Source organism: Nocardia sp. NPDC056611, from assembly GCF_042792755.1.
Lineage (GTDB): Bacteria > Actinomycetota > Actinomycetes > Mycobacteriales > Mycobacteriaceae > Nocardia.
The window spans coordinates 1000196-1019050 of the sequence record NZ_JBHTVV010000001.1; the positions used below are offsets into that span (position 1 = coordinate 1000196).

At 68.9% G+C, this 18855-nt stretch carries 22 protein-coding genes; 7 read left to right on the forward strand and 15 right to left on the reverse strand.

Features of this window, described 5'->3' with window-relative positions:
• From ACFRAQ_RS04550 to aroA, 4 genes are all read right to left on the reverse strand, one after another.
• Positions 1-525 (reverse strand): nitroreductase family deazaflavin-dependent oxidoreductase, encoded by a 525-nt coding sequence (locus ACFRAQ_RS04550; RefSeq protein ID WP_379094103.1) that lies wholly within the window; start codon positions 523-525, stop codon positions 1-3.
• 27 nt (positions 526-552) lie between these two features.
• Positions 553-708, reverse strand: a complete 156-nt coding sequence (locus ACFRAQ_RS04555; RefSeq protein WP_379094106.1) for a hypothetical protein — start codon at positions 706-708, stop codon at positions 553-555.
• Between the two features lie 78 nt (positions 709-786).
• Positions 787-1848, reverse strand: coding sequence for a ribosome small subunit-dependent GTPase A (gene rsgA / locus ACFRAQ_RS04560; protein ID WP_379094109.1), 1062 nt, complete (start codon positions 1846-1848; stop codon positions 787-789).
• The gene (gene aroA / locus ACFRAQ_RS04565) at positions 1791-3092 is read right to left on the reverse strand and encodes a 3-phosphoshikimate 1-carboxyvinyltransferase (protein ID WP_379094112.1); all 1302 of its coding nucleotides are present in this window, start codon (positions 3090-3092) and stop codon (positions 1791-1793) included. The genes rsgA and aroA overlap by 58 nt, the downstream gene beginning before the upstream one ends.
• A gap of 105 nt (positions 3093-3197) precedes the next feature.
• On the opposite strand from aroA, the gene ACFRAQ_RS04570 reads away from it, so the two are divergent.
• A complete protein-coding gene (locus tag ACFRAQ_RS04570) occupies positions 3198-3488 on the forward strand; it encodes a hypothetical protein (protein ID WP_379094115.1) in 291 nt (96 codons plus the stop codon).
• Positions 3489-3540: 52 nt separating this feature from the next.
• Here ACFRAQ_RS04570 and ACFRAQ_RS04575 read toward each other — a convergent pair whose 3' ends face one another.
• On the reverse strand, positions 3541-5049 hold the full coding sequence (locus ACFRAQ_RS04575; protein WP_379094118.1) for an aldehyde dehydrogenase family protein: 1509 nt from the start codon (positions 5047-5049) through the stop codon (positions 3541-3543).
• A 146-nt stretch (positions 5050-5195) separates the two neighbouring features.
• Here ACFRAQ_RS04575 and ACFRAQ_RS04580 point away from each other — a divergent pair, with 146 nt between their 5' ends.
• Complete coding sequence (locus ACFRAQ_RS04580) at positions 5196-5963, forward strand: SOS response-associated peptidase (protein WP_379094121.1); 768 nt, start codon at positions 5196-5198, stop codon at positions 5961-5963.
• Positions 5964-6031: 68 nt separating this feature from the next.
• Here the strand turns inward: ACFRAQ_RS04580 and ACFRAQ_RS04585 are convergent, their stop codons facing one another.
• From ACFRAQ_RS04585 to ybaK, 4 genes are all read right to left on the reverse strand, one after another.
• The gene (locus tag ACFRAQ_RS04585; protein ID WP_379094124.1) at positions 6032-6334 is read right to left on the reverse strand and encodes a hypothetical protein; all 303 of its coding nucleotides are present in this window, start codon (positions 6332-6334) and stop codon (positions 6032-6034) included.
• Positions 6335-6502: 168 nt separating this feature from the next.
• Complete coding sequence (locus ACFRAQ_RS04590) at positions 6503-8194, reverse strand: MDR family MFS transporter (protein ID WP_379094126.1); 1692 nt, start codon at positions 8192-8194, stop codon at positions 6503-6505.
• Positions 8191-8736, reverse strand: a complete 546-nt coding sequence (locus ACFRAQ_RS04595; protein ID WP_379094128.1) for a MarR family winged helix-turn-helix transcriptional regulator — start codon at positions 8734-8736, stop codon at positions 8191-8193. The genes ACFRAQ_RS04590 and ACFRAQ_RS04595 overlap by 4 nt, the downstream gene beginning before the upstream one ends.
• A gap of 156 nt (positions 8737-8892) precedes the next feature.
• Entirely contained in the window at positions 8893-9384 is a 492-nt protein-coding gene (gene ybaK, locus ACFRAQ_RS04600) for a Cys-tRNA(Pro) deacylase (protein ID WP_379094131.1), read from the reverse strand.
• Positions 9385-9618: 234 nt separating this feature from the next.
• On the opposite strand from ybaK, the gene ACFRAQ_RS04605 reads away from it, so the two are divergent.
• Both ACFRAQ_RS04605 and rsrA read left to right on the forward strand, forming a co-directional pair.
• Positions 9619-10347, forward strand: a complete 729-nt coding sequence (locus ACFRAQ_RS04605) for a sigma-70 family RNA polymerase sigma factor (RefSeq protein ID WP_379095821.1) — start codon at positions 9619-9621, stop codon at positions 10345-10347.
• Between the two features lie 8 nt (positions 10348-10355).
• Positions 10356-10625 carry a mycothiol system anti-sigma-R factor gene (gene rsrA, locus ACFRAQ_RS04610; protein WP_379095824.1) on the forward strand — a complete coding sequence of 90 codons (270 nt, stop codon included), beginning with the start codon at positions 10356-10358 and terminating at the stop codon, positions 10623-10625.
• Positions 10626-10707: 82 nt separating this feature from the next.
• Here rsrA and ACFRAQ_RS04615 read toward each other — a convergent pair whose 3' ends face one another.
• Entirely contained in the window at positions 10708-10782 is a 75-nt protein-coding gene (locus tag ACFRAQ_RS04615; protein ID WP_153805149.1) for a 50S ribosomal protein bL37, read from the reverse strand.
• 90 nt (positions 10783-10872) lie between these two features.
• Between ACFRAQ_RS04615 and ACFRAQ_RS04620 the strand changes: the two genes are divergently transcribed.
• Complete coding sequence (locus ACFRAQ_RS04620) at positions 10873-11088, forward strand: biotin/lipoyl-binding carrier protein (RefSeq protein ID WP_213559751.1); 216 nt, start codon at positions 10873-10875, stop codon at positions 11086-11088.
• Positions 11089-11175: 87 nt separating this feature from the next.
• Complete coding sequence (locus ACFRAQ_RS04625; RefSeq protein WP_357283632.1) at positions 11176-12690, forward strand: histidine kinase N-terminal domain-containing protein; 1515 nt, start codon at positions 11176-11178, stop codon at positions 12688-12690.
• A 223-nt stretch (positions 12691-12913) separates the two neighbouring features.
• On the opposite strand, the gene ACFRAQ_RS04630 is transcribed toward ACFRAQ_RS04625, so the two are convergent.
• Positions 12914-13168, reverse strand: coding sequence for a WhiB family transcriptional regulator (locus ACFRAQ_RS04630; RefSeq protein ID WP_033087439.1), 255 nt, complete (start codon positions 13166-13168; stop codon positions 12914-12916).
• Between the two features lie 256 nt (positions 13169-13424).
• Positions 13425-14363 carry a diacylglycerol/lipid kinase family protein gene (locus ACFRAQ_RS04635; RefSeq protein ID WP_379094135.1) on the reverse strand — a complete coding sequence of 313 codons (939 nt, stop codon included), beginning with the start codon at positions 14361-14363 and terminating at the stop codon, positions 13425-13427.
• A 209-nt stretch (positions 14364-14572) separates the two neighbouring features.
• On the opposite strand from ACFRAQ_RS04635, the gene ACFRAQ_RS04640 reads away from it, so the two are divergent.
• Positions 14573-15031 (forward strand): hypothetical protein, encoded by a 459-nt coding sequence (locus tag ACFRAQ_RS04640; protein ID WP_379094138.1) that lies wholly within the window; start codon positions 14573-14575, stop codon positions 15029-15031.
• A 92-nt stretch (positions 15032-15123) separates the two neighbouring features.
• Here the strand turns inward: ACFRAQ_RS04640 and ACFRAQ_RS04645 are convergent, their stop codons facing one another.
• The 3 genes from ACFRAQ_RS04645 to ACFRAQ_RS04655 form a co-directional block, all read right to left on the reverse strand.
• The gene (locus ACFRAQ_RS04645) at positions 15124-15603 is read right to left on the reverse strand and encodes a GNAT family N-acetyltransferase (protein WP_379094141.1); all 480 of its coding nucleotides are present in this window, start codon (positions 15601-15603) and stop codon (positions 15124-15126) included.
• Complete coding sequence (locus ACFRAQ_RS04650) at positions 15600-16217, reverse strand: acid phosphatase (RefSeq protein WP_379094144.1); 618 nt, start codon at positions 16215-16217, stop codon at positions 15600-15602. Before ACFRAQ_RS04650 ends, ACFRAQ_RS04645 begins: the two co-directional genes overlap by 4 nt.
• A gap of 167 nt (positions 16218-16384) precedes the next feature.
• Positions 16385-17608 (reverse strand): hypothetical protein, encoded by a 1224-nt coding sequence (locus tag ACFRAQ_RS04655; RefSeq protein WP_379094147.1) that lies wholly within the window; start codon positions 17606-17608, stop codon positions 16385-16387.
• Positions 17609-18855: the final 1247 nt, after the last annotated feature.

The following is an 18855-nucleotide window of genomic DNA, read 5'->3' on the forward strand; positions in this document are numbered from 1 at the left end:
TCAGGCGCGGGTGAGTTCGAACAGCCGGAACCGGCGCGTCCCCGCCAGCCGCTGCTCCATGGCGTAGCCGGGCCAGAATTCCAGCGCCCGCCGCCAGGCCCGATCCCGATCGCCGCCGGTCAGCTCCCGGACCCGGACCGGGAACCGCTCGCCCCGCACCATCAGCTCGGCCGCTTCGGCGTGCCGCAGATTGGCCGACCAGGACGGCTGTTCGGGCTTGCCCCAGTTCGACGTGACGATCAGGAACCGTTTCTCGTCCAGGAGATCGGGCGTGTAGAGCAGACTGACGGTGCGCGGCAGCCCGGTGCGGCGGCCCGCCACCGTCAGCTCCACCGCGGGCAGGCCCGCCACATCGAGAATCCCCTTGCGGCCTTGGGTGGTTCGCCGCGCGAGCCGTTCGAGGGCGAAGACCAGCGGGGCGGCGCGCATGACGGTGCGGCGGCGGGCCAGCGTCCGCCCCAGTCGAGGGATCGGATTCCAGCGGGCGGGAGCGCCGGGGCCGCGCTGCCATTCAGCGAAAACCATGTCCCCGATTATGTTGCCGGGCCGCCGCTAGGGCGCCCAACGCGCCCGGTCCCAGTCGTCGTTCCAGTCGTTCGGGTCGGCGGGGGAGCGGTCCTCGTCGTGTTCGCGGCGCAGTTTCTTCTTCTCGTCCTCGCGCGGGTCGGCGTCGTCGTCATGCTCGCGCGGCGGAGTTTCCTCGCTCATGACTTCCCTTCGTGCCTGTTATGCACAAAAGGTATCGAATGGGCGATTCTTCAGCTACCGGTGGCGGCCCGTGTCGCCTCAGGATTCGCTGTTGCCGCGGAACCAGGGGTCGTTGGAATTCAGCGCGGTCAGCAGACGGCGGATGGCCGCCACCCGCTGCTCCTTGCCTTCCAGCAGGTCGAGTGCGCATTCCGGATCGGCGGGCGGGCCCAGGTGGGTGCACCCGCGCGGGCAGTCCTCGATGGCGTCGGCCAGATCCGAGAAGGCGGCGATCACGTCGTCGGGAGTGATGTGGGCCAAACCGAACGAGCGCACGCCGGGCGTGTCGACCACCCAGCCATCATCGGGCAATGGCAACGCCACCGACTGGGTCGAGGTGTGCCGGCCCTTGCCGACTCCCGACACCTCGCCGACCGCGCGTTCGGCATCCGGGACGAGCCGGTTCACCAGGGTGGACTTGCCCACCCCCGAATGCCCGATGAACGCGGTCAGCTTGTCGTCGAGCAGCTCCAGCACCGGCTCCAGGGGATCCTCGATGCCCGCGTAGACGATGGTGAGATCCAGATCCTCGAAGGCCGAGGCGAATTCGGAGTCGGCGGCCAGATCGTGCTTGGTGAGGCACAGGATCGGTTGCAGCCCACCGACATACGCCGCCACCATGGCCCGCTCGACGAACCCGGTGCGCGGTGGCGGATCGGCCAGCGCCACCACGATGAACAGCTGCTCGGCGTTGGCCACCACCACCCGCTCGAACGGGTCGGTGTCATCGGCGGTGCGGCGCAATACCGTTCGCCGTTCGGACACCCGCACGATGCGGGACAGGGTGTCGGGCTTGCCGGACAGGTCGCCGACCAGATCCACCTGGTCGCCGACCACGATCGGGGTCCGGCCCAGTTCGCGCGCCCGCATGGCGACCACGCCGCGCTCCGGATCCCCGTCCAGCACGCACCCCCAGCGGCCGCGGTCCACCGAGACCACCATGGCCGCTTCGGCATCCAGATGCTGCGGCCGGGTCTTGGTGCGCGGTCGCGAGCCCTTGCCCGGGCGCACCCGGACATCGGACTCGTCGTACTCGCGGCGCCTCAGCGTCCTGCTCCCGGCTCGCCGGCGTGGTCCGCTCCGGCCAGCATGCTCTCCCACAACCCGACGAATCCGGGCAGCGTCTTGGCGGTGGTGCCGATGTCCTCGATCTCGACGCCCGGTGTCACCAGGCCGATGATCGCGCCCGCGGTGGCCATCCGGTGGTCGGCGTAGGAGCGCCACTGCCCGCCCGTGAGCGGGTTCGGCACGATGGCCAGACCGTCGTCGGTCTCGGTGGCCTTGCCGCCGAGTCGGTTGATCTCGGTGGCCAGGGCCGCCAGCCGGTCGGTCTCGTGGCCGCGCAGGTGCGCGATGCCGCGCAGCCGTGACGGCGAATCCGCCAGGGCCGCAAGGGCGGCCACGGTCGGGGTGAGCTCACCGACGTCGTGCAGGTCGATGTCGATGCCCGCCAGGCGTTCCGGACCGCGCACGGTCAGCACGTTCTCGAAGAAACGCGCCTCCGCGCCCATGCGCACCAGGATCTCGCGGATCACGTCGCCGGGCTGGGTGGTGATCCGCGGCCAGTGCGGAATGCTCACCTCGCCGCCGGTGACGGCGGCCGCGGCCAGGAACGGGGTGGCGTTGGACAGGTCCGGCTCCACGTCCCAGTCCACCGCGCGGATCGGGCCCGGCGCGACGGTCCAGGTCTGCGCCTTGCGCGGATCGTTGGGGGCCTCGACGCGAACGTCGGCCCGGCGCAGCATCTCCACGGTCATCTCGATGTGCGGCATGGACGGCAGCGCCGCGCCGTCGTGGTTCACGGTGACGCCCTGCTCGAACCGCGCCGCCGACAGCAGCAGCCCCGACACGAACTGCGAGGAACCCGACGCGTCGATGGTGACCGGCCCGCCGCGCAGCGCCCCCGTCCCGTGCACCACGAAAGGCAACCGGTTGCCGTCGATGTCGAGGCCCAGCGCCCGCAGCGCGTCCAGGATCGTGCCCAGCGGCCGCGCCCGCGCCTGCTCGTCGCCGTCGAACGCGACGTCGCCGCGCGCCAGCGCCGCGACCGGCGGCAGGAACCGCATGACCGTGCCCGCCAGCCCGCAATCGACCATGGCGCTACCGAATTCGGCGGGCGGAGTCACCACCAGCGTGCTGCCGTCACCCTCGATCCCGGCGCCCATGGCCCGCAGCGCCGCGATCATCAGATCGGTGTCCCGGCTGCGCAACGCCCCGGTGATGGTGGACGGCCGATCCGCCAGCGCGGCGAGGATCAGCGCCCGATTGGTAATGGATTTGGACCCGGGCAGGGTCACGGCAGCGTGGACGGGAACTCGGACATGGGGCGCGGGCCAGAAAGTCACAATGCCTATCCTCCCAAATGACCGGGGTCTCGGGGGGCGCACGTCCCGTTCTCGCCCGGACCGCAACCCTCGACGTATACGTATACGAGTACGTATGCTGGGTGGGTGATCGATCCCATCAGCCTGGTAATCGGTGGCGCGCTCGTCGGCGGCGGCTGGCTCGCGGGCCGATTCGGCCCCCGCCGCACCAAGTCCGAGCAGCCGAGTCCGGCGCTCTGTGGCTGCGGCCACGACCTGGCCCTGCACGACCGTGAAGCGGGCCACTGCCACGCCGAGAACTTCCGCAAGACCGGGGCGGGCATCAAAGCCTGGGCGCGGTGCAATTGCCGGCGCTACACCGGCCCGACCCCGCTCGAGGAGTTCTTCGCCGCACCGCCGTTGCCGCCGACCACCTGACGCACAACGCCGGTCCCCGCGGGAACCGGCGTTGTCGCAGTGGGTGTTTCGCCTACTTCGCGCGGCCGTGCACCAGGGGCACGATCTTGCGCAGCAGCTTCATGGTGCGGTCGGTGCGGGTGTAGGACAGCAGCGCCATGCCCGGAATCGTGAAGCGCTGCACCGCGATCGAGTGCGGGCGGGCGAATTCCAGCAGGCCGGGGGCGCCGTGGATGCGGCCGATGCCGGAATCGCGGACGCCGCCGAAGGGCAGGCCGGAGATGGCGGCGTAGGACAGCACCGAGTTCACCGAGGTGCAGCCGACCTCCAGTCGCCGGGCGATCTCCATGCCCTGCTTCTTGGAGTAGACCGCCGAGCCCAGGCCGTACTTGCTCTTGTTGGTGAGCTCCACGGCCTCGTCCACGCCGCTGACGGTGCGGATGGTGACGGTCGGGCCGAAGGTCTCCTCGCACACCGCTTCCGAGGACTCGTCCACGTCGACCAGGATGACCGGGTCGATGAAGGAGCCCTTGACGGACTCGGGCCCGCCGAGCACCGCGGTGCCGCCGTTCTTCAACGCGTCCTCGATGTGCCGGCGCACGATGTCGACCTGGCTCGGCATGGTCATCGGCCCGTAAGAGGCCTTGTCGTCGGAGCCGGGCTTGATGTCGGTGAGGATGCGCTTGACCTCGGCCACGAACTCGGTGGCGATGGACTTGTCCACGTACACGCGCTCGACGCCCGCGCAGGTCTGTCCGGAGTTGGCGGTGGCGCCCCAGGCGACGGCGTCGGCGGCGGCCTTGATGTCGGCGTCGGCGGCCACGATCACCGCGTCCTTGCCGCCGCACTCCAGCAGCACCGGGGTGAGCGACTCGGCGGCCGAGGCCATGATCTTCTTCCCGGTCGCGGTGGACCCGGTGAACGCCAGCTTGTCGACGCCGGACTTCACCAGCGCGGCGCCGGTGGCCCCGTAGCCGTTGATGGTGATGAACACCCCGTCCGGCAGCTCCGGGTTCGCCTCGGCGAACGCCTTGGCCACGAAATTACCGATGCCGGTGGAGAATTCGCTCGGCTTGAACACCACGCAGTTGCCCGCGGACAGCGCGTAGGCGATGGAGCCGTTGGGGGTGTAGACCGGGTAGTTCCAGGGGCCGATGATGCCGACCACGCCCAGCGGGCGGTACTCCAGGTGCGCGGCGAAGTTGGCCATGAACGCGCCCGGCGCGACCTTGCGCGGCTTGAGCACCTTCTCGGCGTTGGAGGCGGCCCACTTGATGTGCTCGAGCGCCAACATGAGCTCGAGGAACGCGTCGTCGACGGGCTTGCCGTTCTCGGCGTGGATGAGCTCGCACAACTCGTCGGACTTCTCGACGAGCTTGCTGCCCCAGCGCAGCACGTGCTTCTTGCGCTCGGCGTAGCTCAGTGCGCCCCAGGTGGCGGCGGCGCTGCGGGCTTTGGCGACGGCAGCGCGCACGGCCGCCTCATCATCGATCCGGTAGGTGGCGAGGGCCTCGCCGGTGGCAGGGTTGACGGAAGTCAGCGTCTCGGCCTGATCGAGCGGGGCAGCTTCGGTTGCAGTCATTGTGCGGCGATCCCTTGATGAGAGTGTGATGAGACGAACGTCTCACACCGTCCAAGTGATGTCAATTGCCATCACATTGATGGCGATTCGATTCGCGGGCGCGGTGGTCCTGGTGGGTGTCGGTGACCGGTGGCAGCATGGCAGGCATGTGCGGTAGATACGCGACCACGACGAATCCCGCGAAGCTGGCCGTCGAGCTCGACGCCATCGACGAGACCGGCGACAAGGGCTTCGACCCCAACTACAACGTGGCCCCCACCAACCAGGTGCTCACCGTCGTCGAACGCCACGACCGCGACCACCCCGAGGACCCGGCCGCCCTGCGCCTCCGGGCCATGCGCTGGGGCTTGATCCCACCCTGGACCAAGACCGCCGAACCGGGCGTCCCGGTGAAGGGCAAACCGCTCTTCAACGCCCGCGCCGACAAGGCCGCCACCACCGCCTCCTTCCGCGACGCGGTGAAGAAGCGCCGCTGCCTGGTGCCGATGGACGGCTGGTACGAGTGGATCACCGAGGCGGGCGGCACGGGCAAGGCCGTCAAGCGCCCGTACTTCATGTCCCGCGCCGACGGCGGCCGCCTCTATATGGCGGGCCTGTGGTCGGTCTGGCGCGACCGCGAGCTCGGTGACGCCGCACAGCCGCTGCTGTCCTGCACGATCCTGACCACCGATGCGGTCGGCGATCTCACCAAGGTGCACGACCGCATGCCGCTGCCCATGCCGCGCGAGCACTGGGCGGCCTGGCTGGACCCGGATCACCCGGCCCCGGAGGAACTGCTGGAAACGCCTGCCGCCGCGGCGGTTTCGGACATCGTGATCCGTGCGGTGCCGTCGCTGGTGAACAGCGTCAAGAACAACGGCCCGGACCTGTTGGCGACCGTCGACGAACACGCGGGTCAGATCAGCCTGATCTGACTCGCTACCTTCACGAATCGTGCCCCGCCGCGGGACGCAGCGGGGCACGGGAGTCCTGTGCGGTCGGATCAGCCGCACTTCACCGTCGGGATGCCGATATTCAGCGCGCACTTCAAGGTGTCGGCCATGGAGTCGATCATCTTGGTGACGATTCCGCCGCCGAGCTTCTCGGCCTTGTCGACCCTCTCGTCCTTCTTGGGCGCCGCCCCTCCGCCGGGGGCTCCCGGATCCGGGAAGCTCGGGCCCTGCGGCGCGACGGGCACCGGGACCGGCGCGGCCGTCGCGGTCACGATGGTCACCGGGCCCGCGCTCAGCGCCAGCGCGAGTACTCCGGCGGCGGCAATTGTGTGAATACGCCGATGGCGAGACATAAACCGCATCACATCCTCGGTTCGAAACGGACCTTGCGGACTGCACACGTTCACAACGACCTCACTGCTCGCTCCCCAGTAACTCACAGAGAACCGCCGGGATAGTGAAATGACAGTGCCCCCGCCGCGTCTCCGCGGCGAGGGCACTGTCGATTCGGTTGTCGCCGGTCAGACCGTCGCGGGATCCGCCTGCTCGGCGGCCTCGTCCCGGGCCTGGATGCCGCCCGCGGTCCGCAGCGGCACCTCCTTCCAGAACAGCACCAGGAGGAAGGCGATCAGCGCGACGCCGGTGGCCGCCAGGAACACCCGGTCCATGGACTCGGCGAAGCCCTCCTTGAACGGATGCGCCAGGGTCGGGTCCAGCTTCTGGATGACCGAGCTGTCGTTGAGCACCTGGTTCGCGACCGCAGGATCCTTGGCGACCAGGCCCTGGGCGACCTGCTTGTCGACCGGGTTGTCGCTGGTCATGCCGTCCTTGATGGCCTGCACATAGGCGGGCTGCTGGGCGGCGGACTCGAGCGAGGTGGTGATGTTCGGGGCGAGCTGGGTGAACAGCACCGACAGGAACACCGCCACACCCAGGGTGCCGCCGATCTGCCGGAAGAAGGTCGCGGCGGCGGTGGACACGCCCATGTCCTTGGGCGGCAACGCGTTCTGCAGCGCCAGGGTCAGCGGCTGCATCAGGTTGCCCAGGCCGAAGCCGGTGATGGCCATGAAGATCATGACGATCCACAGCTTGGTGTCGGCCGAGACCAGGTGCAGCAGGAACAGGCCGGCGGTGAGCAGCCCCGCGCCGACCGGCGGGAAGTACTTGTACCGTCCGGTCCGCGAGATCAGCTGACCCGCCAGGATCGAGCCGGTCATCATGCCCGCGACCAGCGGCAGCATCAGCAGACCCGCCTTGGTCGGGCTCGCGCCCTGCACCACCTGCAGGTACTGCGGCAGCAGGGTGATGCCGCCGAACATGGCCGCACCGACCACCACCGAGATGAGCACGCCCAGGGCGAAGGTGGAGTTCTTGAACATGCGCAGCGGAATCAGCGCGGCGTCGCCCTGCCTGGCCTCGACCGCGATGAAGGTCAGCACGCCGAACGCGCCGAGGGCGTAGCAGATGATGGCATGTCCACTGGTCCAACCCCATTCGCGGCCCTGCTCGGCGATCACCAGCAGCGGCACCAGGCCGACGATCAGCGCCGAGATGCCCATCCAGTCGATGGCGACCTTGGTGCCGGGACGCTTGGGCAGCTTGAGCACGCGGGTCACCACGGCCAGCGCGAGGATGCCGACCGGCACGTTCACCAGGAACACCCAGCGCCAGCCGGTGACGCCCAGGATCTGGTCGGTGCCCGAGAGCAGACCGCCGATGACGGGTCCCACCACGCTGGAGGTGCCGAACACGGCCAGGAAGTAGCCCTGGTAGCGGGCGCGTTCCCGCGGGGACACGATGTCGCCCATGATGGTCAGCGCCAGCGACATCAGACCGCCCGCGCCCAGGCCCTGGAAGGCCCGGAAGGCAGCCAGCTGGTACATCGAGGTCGCCATGGAACAGGCCAGTGAACCGGCCACGAAGATGGTGATGGCGGCCAGGTAGAACGGCTTGCGGCCGTACATGTCCGACAGCTTGCCGTAGAGCGGGGTGGCCAGCGTCGAGGTGATCAGGTAGGCGGTGGTGACCCACGCCTGCGCCGAATAGCCCTGCAGCTCATCGGCGATGGTGCGGATGGAGGTCGACACGATGGTCTGATCGAGGGCGGCCAGCAGCATGCCCATCATCAGGCCGCTCATGATCACCAGGATCTGCTTGTGGGTGAAGCCGGCCGAATTGAGTTCCGGCTCCGCCGCTGTGGCTTGGGTTGTCACGAATTGCTCTCCGCGGGTTCGTAATAGGATTTCAGGTCTTTGTGGGCCGCGATATCGGCCAGCATGCGCTGCCGGGTCCCCTCGTAGCCGTCGACGAAGCGATGCAGCAGCCGGGAGAAGACCTCCCGTTCGCCGGGGGTCCAGTCGGTGAGCATGTCGCGCAGCGAGTCGTTGCGGCGGGCCCGGATCTGGGCGGCCACGGTGCGTCCCGCGGGGGTCACGTCGAGGACGCTGGCGCGGCCGTCGGCGGGGTCGGCACGGCGCTCGATGAGTCCGCGCTTGACCAGGCTCGCGACCTGGCGGCTGATGGTCGAGGCGTCGGAGTAGAGAGCCTCGGCGAGCGCGCCCGAGCGTTTCGGGCCGCCGTGGATCAGCTGGAACAGGATGCTGAACGCGGCCGGTTCGATCTCGCCGCCGGTGAGGGCCGAGATCTGTGCGTTGGTGCGATCGCGCAGCTTGGTGAGCCGGGCGATCTCGTAGGCGATGGCATCGACAAGGCCGTCGTCGATGTCGGTGGTGGGCGCCGGGTCATCGTCGGTCACGGTCGGTCTCACCTCCTTGCGTCGGACAATTGCTTGTAAAAGGCAACTAGTTGTACGGCGCAAGTATTCCGACATAGTTGTCACTTGGCAAGGGATTTCCGGAGGTTGTGTCTCCACTCACGGCCGAATCGGACAATTCGCCCATGAATCGGCAGGTCAGGCCACCGCGACCGCCGCGGTCACCGCCCCCGTCAGCCGCACCAGATCCGCGGGCGCGAGCTCGATCTCCAGTCCGCGCCGGCCCGCGCTGCACAGCACCCGATCCCACTCCAGCGCCGAGGAATCGACGACCGTCGGCAGGCGCTTCTTCTGTCCCAGCGGCGAAATCCCGCCCAGCACATAGCCGGTCGTGCGCTCGGCCTTCGCCTTGTCCGCCATCGCCGCCTTGCCGCCGCCCAGCGCCGCGGCCGCCGCCTTCAGCGACAGCGTGGTCGGCACCGGCAGCACCGCCACCGCGAGCCCGCCCGAACCCAGCTCGATCACCAGCGTCTTGAAGATCTGCCCGGCGCTCACCCCGACCTCGGCCGCCAGCGCGTCCACCGCCTCCGCGCCGTACGAATCACTGCGCGGGTCATGGGCATACGCGTGCACCCGATGCTCCACCTTCGCCTGTACCAGGGCTTTGATCGCGGGAGTAGAAGCGGCCATGCGGCTCACCCTAGACACCGCGCGCAAGCCGATTTCAGAGTGTGGGAACAGGCGGAGCGTTCACCCTGTTGCATGCGATACGCGCTTCTCGGCAACCGTCGGGCCCACGGACGGGAAGCACTCGATCCCATGACCAAGGAGGAGTCGGTGTCCGTTCTGCTCGAGGAGCGACCAACCGGTTTCCGGGCCGAATCCCTGTTCGCGGTAGATTCAATTGCTACGGCGACCGAAGGGATTAGCGTGACGAGCGACGACGACATGGTCGATCGCCGGCGTGATGACGATGCGGACAGCATCGACGCCGGTGACGACCAAGCGGTCGACTATGACGACGAAGTGAGCGAATCCGGTGCCCGGAGCTCCGAATCGACGGCCGAACTGGCCGCCCGGTTCGAACGCGACGCGCTGCCGCTGCTGGACCAGCTCTACGGCGCGGCCCTGCGCATGACCCGCAACCCGGCCGATGCCGAGGACCTGGTGCAGGAGACCTTCGCCAAGGCCTACCAGGGCTTCAAGTCCTTCCGTGAGGGCACCAACCTGCGGGCCTGGCTGTACCGCATCCTCACCAACACCTACATCAACTCGTACCGGAAGAAGCAGCGCCAGCCCGCGCAGTATCCGACCGACGAGATCACCGACTGGCAGCTCGCCGCCACCGCCGAACACACCTCCCAGGGCCTGCGCTCCGCGGAGATGGAGGCGCTCGAGGCCCTGCCGGACGACGACATCAAGGCCGCTCTGCAGTCGCTGCCGGAGGAGTTCCGGATGGCGGTGTACTACGCCGACGTGGAGGGCTTCCCCTACAAGGAAATCGCCGAGATCATGGGTACTCCCATCGGTACTGTCATGTCCCGCCTGCACCGGGGCCGCAAGCAGCTCAAGGGCCTGCTCGCGGACGTGGCGCGGGAACGTGGATTCAACCGGTCGGGCAGCGATGCGGCGCGCGAGGAGGTAACCCAGTGAGCGACGAGATGGAAGAACTGGACTGCTCGGCGGTGCTCGCCGATGTGTGGCTGCTCCTGGACAACGAGTGCGACGAGACCGTCAAGGCCCGCCTGCGTGAGCACATCGACCGGTGTTCGCCGTGCGTGGAGGCCTACGGCCTGGAGGAGAAGCTCAAGTCGCTGCTGAACCGCAAGTGCGGTGGCGACCGCGCGCCCGATTCCCTGCGTCAGCGTCTGACCATGGAGATCCGGACCAGCTACACGGTCATCCAGACCCGGGCCGAAACGGCCGAATAAGACATCCCGGATACAGCTGAGCGGCACCCTTCCCCGGTGGGAAGTGGTGCCGCTCAGCAGTTTTCGAGCTTATCGAAGCAGCTCAGGCGTTAGGCCGCTTGCCGTGGTTGGCGGCATTCTTCTTGCGGCCACGCTTCTTACGTCCACGCTTACCCATAGGTAATCTCCCTTCAGTCGGTCGCCATTCTTTCACGGATGATCTGCTGTACCTTCAGGGGCTACAGGTCACTCGAGACGAGAGGTGTTCATGGCTGAGGAAGTGCTGGCCGAGATGGTGTCGACCGTGCAGGAGATCCTGGTCTCCGTCGGCGACGAAGTGAAGGCCGACGACCCGGTGGTCATGCTCGAGTCGATGAAGATGGAGATCCCGGTCATCGTCGAGGGCCCCGGCACCGTGGCCTCGATCAACGTCAAGCCCGGCGACGTCCTGCAGCCCGGCGACCTCATCGCCGTCATCTCCTGAGATACGAGCCCTCAGCCGCTCCTGACGCATCCTTGCCGTGTCGCGTGGGAACATACACGCGACGTGGGAACAGAGGAGTGTGGGTGAATGTCGACCCTGAGTGAGCTACTGGCCGAGCACACCGATCTACCGGGCGCGGCCGTCGACCATTTGCAGCGGGTGGTGGGGGATTGGCAGCTGCTGGCGGATCTGTCCTTCGCGGATCTGCTGCTCTGGGTGGGGACCGGGCCGGTGACCGAGGGCGCGGAGGTGGTCTGCGTGGCCCAGTGCCGACCCACCACCGCCCCCACCGTGCATCCGGAGGACCTGGTCGGCGGCTACGCCACCAAAGAGTCGAATCCGCACGTGTTCGAGGCCCTGCTGAACGCCGATATCCAGCGCTTCGAGGCCGACACCGCGCTGACCGGGGTCTATCACCCGCATCCCGTGCACGCCATGCGCGAGGCCATTCCGGTGCGGGTCGGCGACGACATCATCGCCGTCCTCGGGCGCGACACCGACACCCAGCGCCGCAAGATGCGGTCCAGTCTCGAGATCGCGTACATGTCCTGTGCCGACGACCTGTGCCAGATGGTCGCCGACGGCACCTGGCCGGCGCTCGAGGACCGCACCGGCTCGCATTCCAGTCCGCGCGCGGGCGACGGTTTCATCCGCCTCGACACCGAGGGCACCGTCGTCTACGCCAGCCCCAACGCGCTGTCGGCGTATCACCGCATGGGTCTGCAGAACGATCTGGTCGGCCAGGACCTGGCGCTGACCACCCGTTCGCTCATCACCGACCCGTTCGACGCGCAGGAGGTGGTCGGCGACATCCAGGCGGCCCTGGCCGGAAAGGGCGGGCGCCGAATGGAAGTCGAGGCGCGCGGCGCCACCGTGCTGTTGCGCACCCTGGTGCTGCGGCCGCACGGTGAGCTCGGCGGCGCCGCCGTGCTGGTCCGCGACGTGACCGAGGTGAAGCGCCGCGACCGCGCGCTGCTGTCCAAGGACGCCACCATCCGCGAGATCCACCATCGGGTGAAGAACAACCTGCAGACGGTGGCCGCGCTGCTGCGCCTACAGGCCCGCCGCACCGAGAACGAGGAGGCCCGCCTGGCGCTGACCGAATCGGTCCGCCGGGTCACCTCCATCGCGTCCGTGCACGAAATGTTGTCGATGTCGGTTGACGAAGAGGTCGATCTGGACGAGGTGGTGGACCGCCTGCTGCCGATCATGGCCGATGTGGCGACCGTGCACACCGCCCGCATCAAGGTCCGCCGCGCCGGATCCCTGGGCGTCTTCTCCGCCGAACGCGCCACGCCGCTGGTCATGGTGCTGACCGAGCTGGTGCAGAACGCCATCGAGCACGCCTTCGACGCGGGTGAGAACGGCACGGTCACAATCCGTTCCGAGCGTTCGGCCCGCTGGCTCGACGTCATCATCAGCGACGACGGCCGCGGCCTGCCCGACGGATTCAGCCTGGAGGCCTCCGACCGGTTGGGCCTGCAAATCGTCCGCACACTGGTCACGGCGGAATTGGGCGGTTCGATCGGACTTCACCCCGGAGCCGATGTCGGAACCGACGCGGTGCTGCGAGTTCCGCTCGGCCGGCGCTCCGCGCGCTGAAATATCAACTTCGACGCATAAGTTCGGGCGTGAGCTGAAAAGCCGCGCCCGAACTTTCGTTCGAGGCGCGAATCCCGTTGATCGGGAATTGCCGGGAATTCGTGCCCCCGAGAGGTGGTCTTCCCCTTTACACACTGAAGCCCGGCACCTGTGTTGGTGCCGGGCCGAATTGCGCTGCGGCCCCGAGGCTGGGGTGGGCCGTAACGCCTTGTCGTCTAGGTGGTTAGACGACGCTGCGGGTGCGCGTGCGCGCGTTGCGACGCTTCAGCGCGCGACGCTCGTCCTCGCTCATTCCACCCCACACGCCGGCATCCTGGCCCGACTTCAGGGCCCAGGAAAGGCAGTCAGCGGTGACAGGGCAGCGAGCGCAGACCAGCTTGGCATCGGCAATCTGCGCGAGCGCCGGACCACTGTTACCCACCGGGAAGAACAGCTCGGGGTCCTCGTCGCGACAGATGGCCTTGTGGCGCCAGTCCATTCCTCTGCTCCTTTGCTAGGGCGCGCATGGCGCTGCCCCTCGGGTTTTGTGGTCCGTTCACTTGTGCGACTCGAATGTTTCCGCACGGTTGCTTGTGAATGCTTTCACGAACACCGTAGATGTCAATAGATACCTGGTGCACCGTGGGGAAGCTCACGCTGTAAGACCCCTACATGGGGGTCCGCCGTGTCATTTGTACTCGGTCTAGCGGGTTTTCGCAGCGCAACAACGAGTTTTCTCAGGTGTGTCGAGCCGGCTAGGGCTTGGGCGCGACCACACCGAGGATATCCGGGACGGCTGTGAAATTCACCATGTTGCGTCGACCGATGAAGTCGCCGTCGATTTGCAACCCGATCGGTTCTTCCGCCGTGACGGTTACGCCCGGTACGTCGTCCTCGCGAAACAATGTGTGGCCCTTGGGATCCCCCTGGGCTGCCAGCAACTGTCTCGCGACCATCAAGGTGGGGAGAACTCCCATGGTGCGCATGGCAAACACCCCGAGACCGGATTCGAATGTGGTCCCCGGGTTGGTGACCACGGGCGTGTTGTCGAGATACGTCCAGGGGCTGGCGTTGGTAACGAATGCGTAATGCACATCCGTGACCGGTTCGTGACCTGGAATGTCCAAGGTCACTTGCGGGGCACGGCGTTTGGCCCGGAAGAACTGCTTGACCGTGGTGCGCAGATAACGAGCGGGCGTGGCCGCCTTGCCCTTCGCGCGCTTCTCGTCGATGGCCTCGCACACATCCGCGTCCAGGCCCACTCCCGCGCTGAAGCAGAACCAGCGATCGTCGGCCACGCCCAGACCGATGCGGCGGTCCGCGCTGTCGGCCACCAGATCGATCAGCTGATTGGTCGCGGTCACCGGATCCGGCTCGATGCCGAGCGAGCGCGCGAACACGTTCGCCGAACCGCCGGGAATGATGCCCAGCCGCGGCAGCCATTCACGCTGCGGCTGTCCGGGCAGCGGGAGGAAGCCGTTGATGGTCTCGTTCACGGTGCCGTCGCCGCCGTGCACCACGATCAGATCCATCCGACTGTCGGCGGCCCAGCTCGCCAATTCGGCGGCGTGCCCCCGGTGCTCGGTGTGGCGGACGGTGAGTTCGGTGCGGCTTTCCAGTGCGTGGGCGAGTAGATCGCGAGTGGACCGAGTGGTCGAAGTGGCATTCGGGTTCACGATCAGGAGCGTCCGCACGGTGCCATTCTGCCTCCGCTTCGCTCCGGCCGGTTCGCGGCCCCGAAGTCTCGTTCTTCCCTCCTCCGTTCCTCCGCTTCCGCTTCGAGCGCGGGGAGGCGGGGCGCAGTCCGGAACGAGACGGCCGCGAACCTTCCAGTGCCAGTTCTCAACTGGTCGAACGCCGTGCGGGTGCGTTCGCCAACGACGCTCGGTCGTAGGCTGGGGGCGTGGCTGAGCAGAACCAGGGCGAGAGCAAGTCGGCGGGCGACACCGGGGGCGGGACCGCGCAGGCCGGGGGCGTGCCCGCGACCGTGCGGGTCGCGGGGGCGCTGGTCGCGCTCGAGGGCGCGGCCGGGCTGGTGGCGATGGTCATCCTGATCATCGTCGGCCTGAACGGGGAGGCGCAGAGCGCGAAGAACAGCTATCTCACCGCCGGGTACGCGGCGATCCTCGGCGGCGCGGTGCTGGCGGCGGGGCTCACGCTCATGCGCGGCAAGCGGTGGGGCCGGGCGCTGGCCACATTGACCCAGCTGTTGCTGCTCGGTGTCGCGTACTACATGTTCACCTCGGGGCGGCCCGAATTCGGGACGCCGCTGGGGTTGCTGGCGCTGGGCGCCCTGGGCGCGCTGTTCGCGCCCGCCTCGGTCAAGTGGATGGCCGAGGGGTACGGCTCGGACGCGGAGTAGCGCCGCGCGCCCGGCTCAGCGGCCGCTGAGCCGATTTTTGGACGCTCGCCCACCTCCTGGGTGAGCGAGCGCTTTCCCGGGCCTCTCGGCTCTCAGTCGTCGGCGTGCGTCGCGAGGCGCGCCAGGGGAGCGCCGGCCAGCCGGTAGCCGGTCCACTCGTGCTGATGCTCGGCCCCGATGGACCGGTAGAAGTCGATGCTCGGGGTGTTCCAGGTGAGGACCGACCAGTCCACCCGCGCGTACCCTTGCTCCACGGCCTCGCGGGCCAGCGTCGCCAGCAGGCTCTTGCCCAGCCCGCGCCCGCGCGCCTCCGGCTTGACGTAGAGATCCTCCAGGTAGATCCCGTGCGCGCCCTTCCAGGTGGAGTAGTTCAGGAACCAGATGGCGCAGCCCACCACGCCGTGATCGCTCTCGGCGACATGCGCGTAGAGCGCGGGCGTGGGCCCGAACAGCGCGGTCCGGAGCTGCTCCTCGGTGAGCGTGCACTCCTCGGGGGCCTTCTCGTACTCGGCCAGATCGTGGACCAGACCCACCAGCGCGGGAACGTCGTCGGGTGTGGCGCGGCGGATCATGCGGAGGTCCCTTCCATCGGGTCGAGCGGCGCGACCAGGTTGTGCGCGAGTACGGTTCGCGCTCGATGATCGTGTCCCAGCACCGTAACCGCGGCCGTGGACAGGAAGAACCGGCGGCCCTCGGTCACCTCGAACTCGGCCCAGCGAGCGATGAGGGCCCGCGAGAAGTGACCGTGCCCGACCAGCACCACGTCGCGGGTGGCGAGTTCGGGAATGACCGTGGCCAGCACGTGGTCGGCGCGTTTACGGACCTGGTCGTCGGTCTCGCCCTCGGGGACCTCCCCGGTCCAGATGGTCCAGCCGGGCGACATCCGCTGGATCTCCGGCGTGGTCAGGCCCTCGTATTCGCCGTAGTCCCACTCGACCAGGTCGTCGTCCACGATGACCCCGGTCAGCCCGGCCAGTTCGGCGGTCCGCAGCGCCCGCTGCCGGGGACTGCTGAGCACCAGGGGATTCGACAGGTCCAGGTCGTACAGCAGTTTTCCGGCCGCCCGGGCCTGGGCCTCACCGATCTCGGTGAGCGGCACATCGGTCCGCCCGGTGTGGCGGCGCGCGGCCGACCAGGCCGTCTCCCCGTGTCGAAGCAATACCAGCCGGAATTCGCCACCGCTCATGAATCGATCATGCGCCACCGCCTCCCCGAATACTCAGCGGGCGACGGATTGCCGTCGGAATTGAGCACCCGGGCCGGCGGCTGGGAGCCGATCCGACCCTGGGCGTCCCCGGGGGAGAGCTATCCCGACCGCCGCGAAATCAGCTGGCGCGGTGACCTACGAGGGCCTCAGGGGCGGGCGCCGACTCCGTACACCTGCGTGCCGCGGCGTTCCAGGAACACGGTGCCCGACACCCCGAGCGAGATGGGTTCCTTGTGGTAGTCGCTGCGCTGCAGCGGGATTCGCGATAGCTGGGCGCCGGTGGCGGGATCCAGGATGGCCAGCCCGTCCGGGATCGGGGCGATCAGCTGGCCGGACATCAGCGCGGCGGTGCCGAGCACATTGTGGGTGCCCCACAGCGGGTCCAGGGTGGCGAGGTTCAGCGCGACCAGCGCCTCACCGGTGAAGACGAAGTAGCCCGACGACAGCCGCGCCACCATGGCGGTGTCGGAGAACGCCGGCATCTGGTGTGTAGCAATCAGATTGCCGTTCACGTCGTAGAGCGCGAGAACCGGTGTGGTGGACGGGGTTCCGGGTAGGTAGAGCGCGATCCTGGTGTCGGACACCGCGATCACCTTCGCCCCGTCGACCGCGCCGCCCGGCTCGGTGAGCACGTGCGAGCTGTACTCCTCCGGCGTGGTGCCGTCCTTCGGCGCGGGATTGAGGATGGTCAGTCGCGCGGCCGCCTCGTTCGGGCAGCGTTCCAGCACCGCCACCCGGCTCGGCGCCGAAGCCGACGACACCAGGGCGCACCCGCTGCGCGGCTGGGTGTGCGGGTTCACCGGGGCGTCGACATAGCCGTACTCGAGGGTGCGAACCATGTCCGAACGCCACAGTTCCAGCCGCCGCGGACCCTGCGCCAGCATGTAGGTGCTGTCGGGGGCAAGCGTGATCTTGTCGTCCATGTAGCTGGACCGGGCCGCCACCCGAGAGCCGTTCTCGGCGTTGAGCAGTGTGGTCTGACTGCACCCGCGCTGATCCTTGTAGGTGGCGATGACCGTGCCGAACTGGACCTCCACCGCGCACAGCGGCAGATCCCGCTCGTAGGTCCACACCTGCTCACCGGTGCGGGGATCGCGCCCCGACACCGTGCCGCCGTCGGCGGTGACGGCCACGCCGCCCACCACCAACGACCGCTGGGCCGCCCCGTCGGAGGCATGCCACAGCTCGGCGACCTGCTGGGGCACCGGATCGGTGGAGATCGGCGCGGGCAGGGTGCGGGTGGCCGTACTGGCGTGGGTACCGCGAACACCGCTGGTCAGCACCACGACCACTGTCGCGATCGCCACCAGAGCGGCGATCGCGACAGCAGTGAGAATATCGGCGCGCGTCCGCCGCTCGGGTGCGAGCACGACAGCGAGAGTAGCCGATCCGCCCGACTAGGCCGAGGCCGCGACCGCGGTGTCGGGCACCGTGACGGCGCCCTCCGCCCCGTCCTCGGTCTTCTTGCGACGCGTCCGCTTCACCGGGGCCGCCGCGGAACCGCTTGCCGCGGTACCCGGCTCGACGGCCTCGACCTCGGACGTCGCCGCCGCCTTCACGGCCTTGCGAACCCGCTTCTTCGGCGCCTCCGCCTCGGCCACGACCTCACCGGTCGCGGCGGCGGCCTTCTTCGTCGCGGCCTTGGCCTTGGCGGGCGCGGCCTTCGCGGCGGTGGACTTCGCCTTGCCGTTGGCAGCCGGCTCCGTCGTGCTGTCGGCGGATTCGGCCTGGGTGTCGGCGGCAGCGGCGGCGACCTTGCGAGTCCGCTTGGCCGGCGCCTTCTTCGGCGCCTCGTCCGCCGCGACGGCGTCGACGACAGCGGCGGTCTCGGCCGCGGCCTTGCGAGTGCGCTTGCGCGGCGCGCTCTTCGGAGCCTCGGCGGAGTCCTCCGCGACCACCTCGACAGCGGCCTTGGCGCGGCTCGCCCGCTTCTTCGGCGCGGCCATGGCGACCTCGCCCGAATCATCCTTGGCCTCGGCCGCTACCGCGGCGTCCGCCGCGACGGCGGAACCGTTTGCGCCGGTGGCGGATTCGGTGGTGGCCTTGGTCCGAGTGGACCGCTTGCGCGGTGCCGCGGCCTCGGGCGCTGTCTCGGCGGCCACGGCGGTCTCGGGCTTCGGGTCCGCCGCGGCGCTGTCGGTGGCAGCCACCGAACCGGCCTCGGCCGTGGCCTTGCGGCGGACGCGCTTGCGCGGCGCTTCCGCATCCTGCGACGCGGCCTCGACCGCCACGACCTCGGTGCCCGCCGAATGCTCGTCGGCCACCGGCGCGGCCGCCTTGGCGCCACGAGTGCGCTTGCGCGAAGCCGCCGTCGGGGGCGCGTCCGCACCGGAATCGGCCGTCGCGACAGCCGCGGGAGCCTGGTCCTGCGCCACGACGGGCGCTGATGTGGCCGGAGGCGCGTCGGCGGTGGTGGCCGCGACCTCGGTGGCGACGGTGCTCGCGCCGGATTCGGCCGAACCCCGCCCGCGGCGGTTGCGTCGGCGGTTGCGGCCGCCCTCGGCGGCTGCCTCGCCCGCCGGTTCACCGGCGGCTTCGGTCTCCACCGAGGTGGTGGCCTGGACCGTGCCGGTGGCCTCCGCTCCGTTCGCGCCGCCCTTGCCGCGACGGCGGCGGC

Bases quoted from the DNA above. Each gene is read 5' to 3' on its own strand.
- ACFRAQ_RS04550 (WP_379094103.1), bottom strand. From the start codon at position 525: ATGGTTTTCGCTGAATGGCAGCGCGGCCCCGGCGCTCCCGCCCGCTGG.
- ACFRAQ_RS04555 (WP_379094106.1), bottom strand. From the start codon at position 708: ATGAGCGAGGAAACTCCGCCGCGCGAGCATGACGACGACGCCGACCCG.
- ACFRAQ_RS04575 (WP_379094118.1), bottom strand. From the start codon at position 5,049: ATGACTGCAACCGAAGCTGCCCCGCTCGATCAGGCCGAGACGCTGACT.
- ACFRAQ_RS04580 (WP_379094121.1), top strand. From the start codon at position 5,196: ATGTGCGGTAGATACGCGACCACGACGAATCCCGCGAAGCTGGCCGTC.
- ACFRAQ_RS04585 (WP_379094124.1), bottom strand. From the start codon at position 6,334: ATGTCTCGCCATCGGCGTATTCACACAATTGCCGCCGCCGGAGTACTC.
- ybaK (WP_379094131.1), bottom strand. From the start codon at position 9,384: ATGGCCGCTTCTACTCCCGCGATCAAAGCCCTGGTACAGGCGAAGGTG.
- rsrA (WP_379095824.1), top strand. From the start codon at position 10,356: ATGGAAGAACTGGACTGCTCGGCGGTGCTCGCCGATGTGTGGCTGCTC.
- ACFRAQ_RS04620 (WP_213559751.1), top strand. From the start codon at position 10,873: ATGGCTGAGGAAGTGCTGGCCGAGATGGTGTCGACCGTGCAGGAGATC.
- ACFRAQ_RS04625 (WP_357283632.1), top strand. From the start codon at position 11,176: ATGTCGACCCTGAGTGAGCTACTGGCCGAGCACACCGATCTACCGGGC.
- ACFRAQ_RS04630 (WP_033087439.1), bottom strand. From the start codon at position 13,168: ATGGACTGGCGCCACAAGGCCATCTGTCGCGACGAGGACCCCGAGCTG.
- ACFRAQ_RS04645 (WP_379094141.1), bottom strand. From the start codon at position 15,603: ATGATCCGCCGCGCCACACCCGACGACGTTCCCGCGCTGGTGGGTCTG.
- ACFRAQ_RS04650 (WP_379094144.1), bottom strand. From the start codon at position 16,217: ATGAGCGGTGGCGAATTCCGGCTGGTATTGCTTCGACACGGGGAGACG.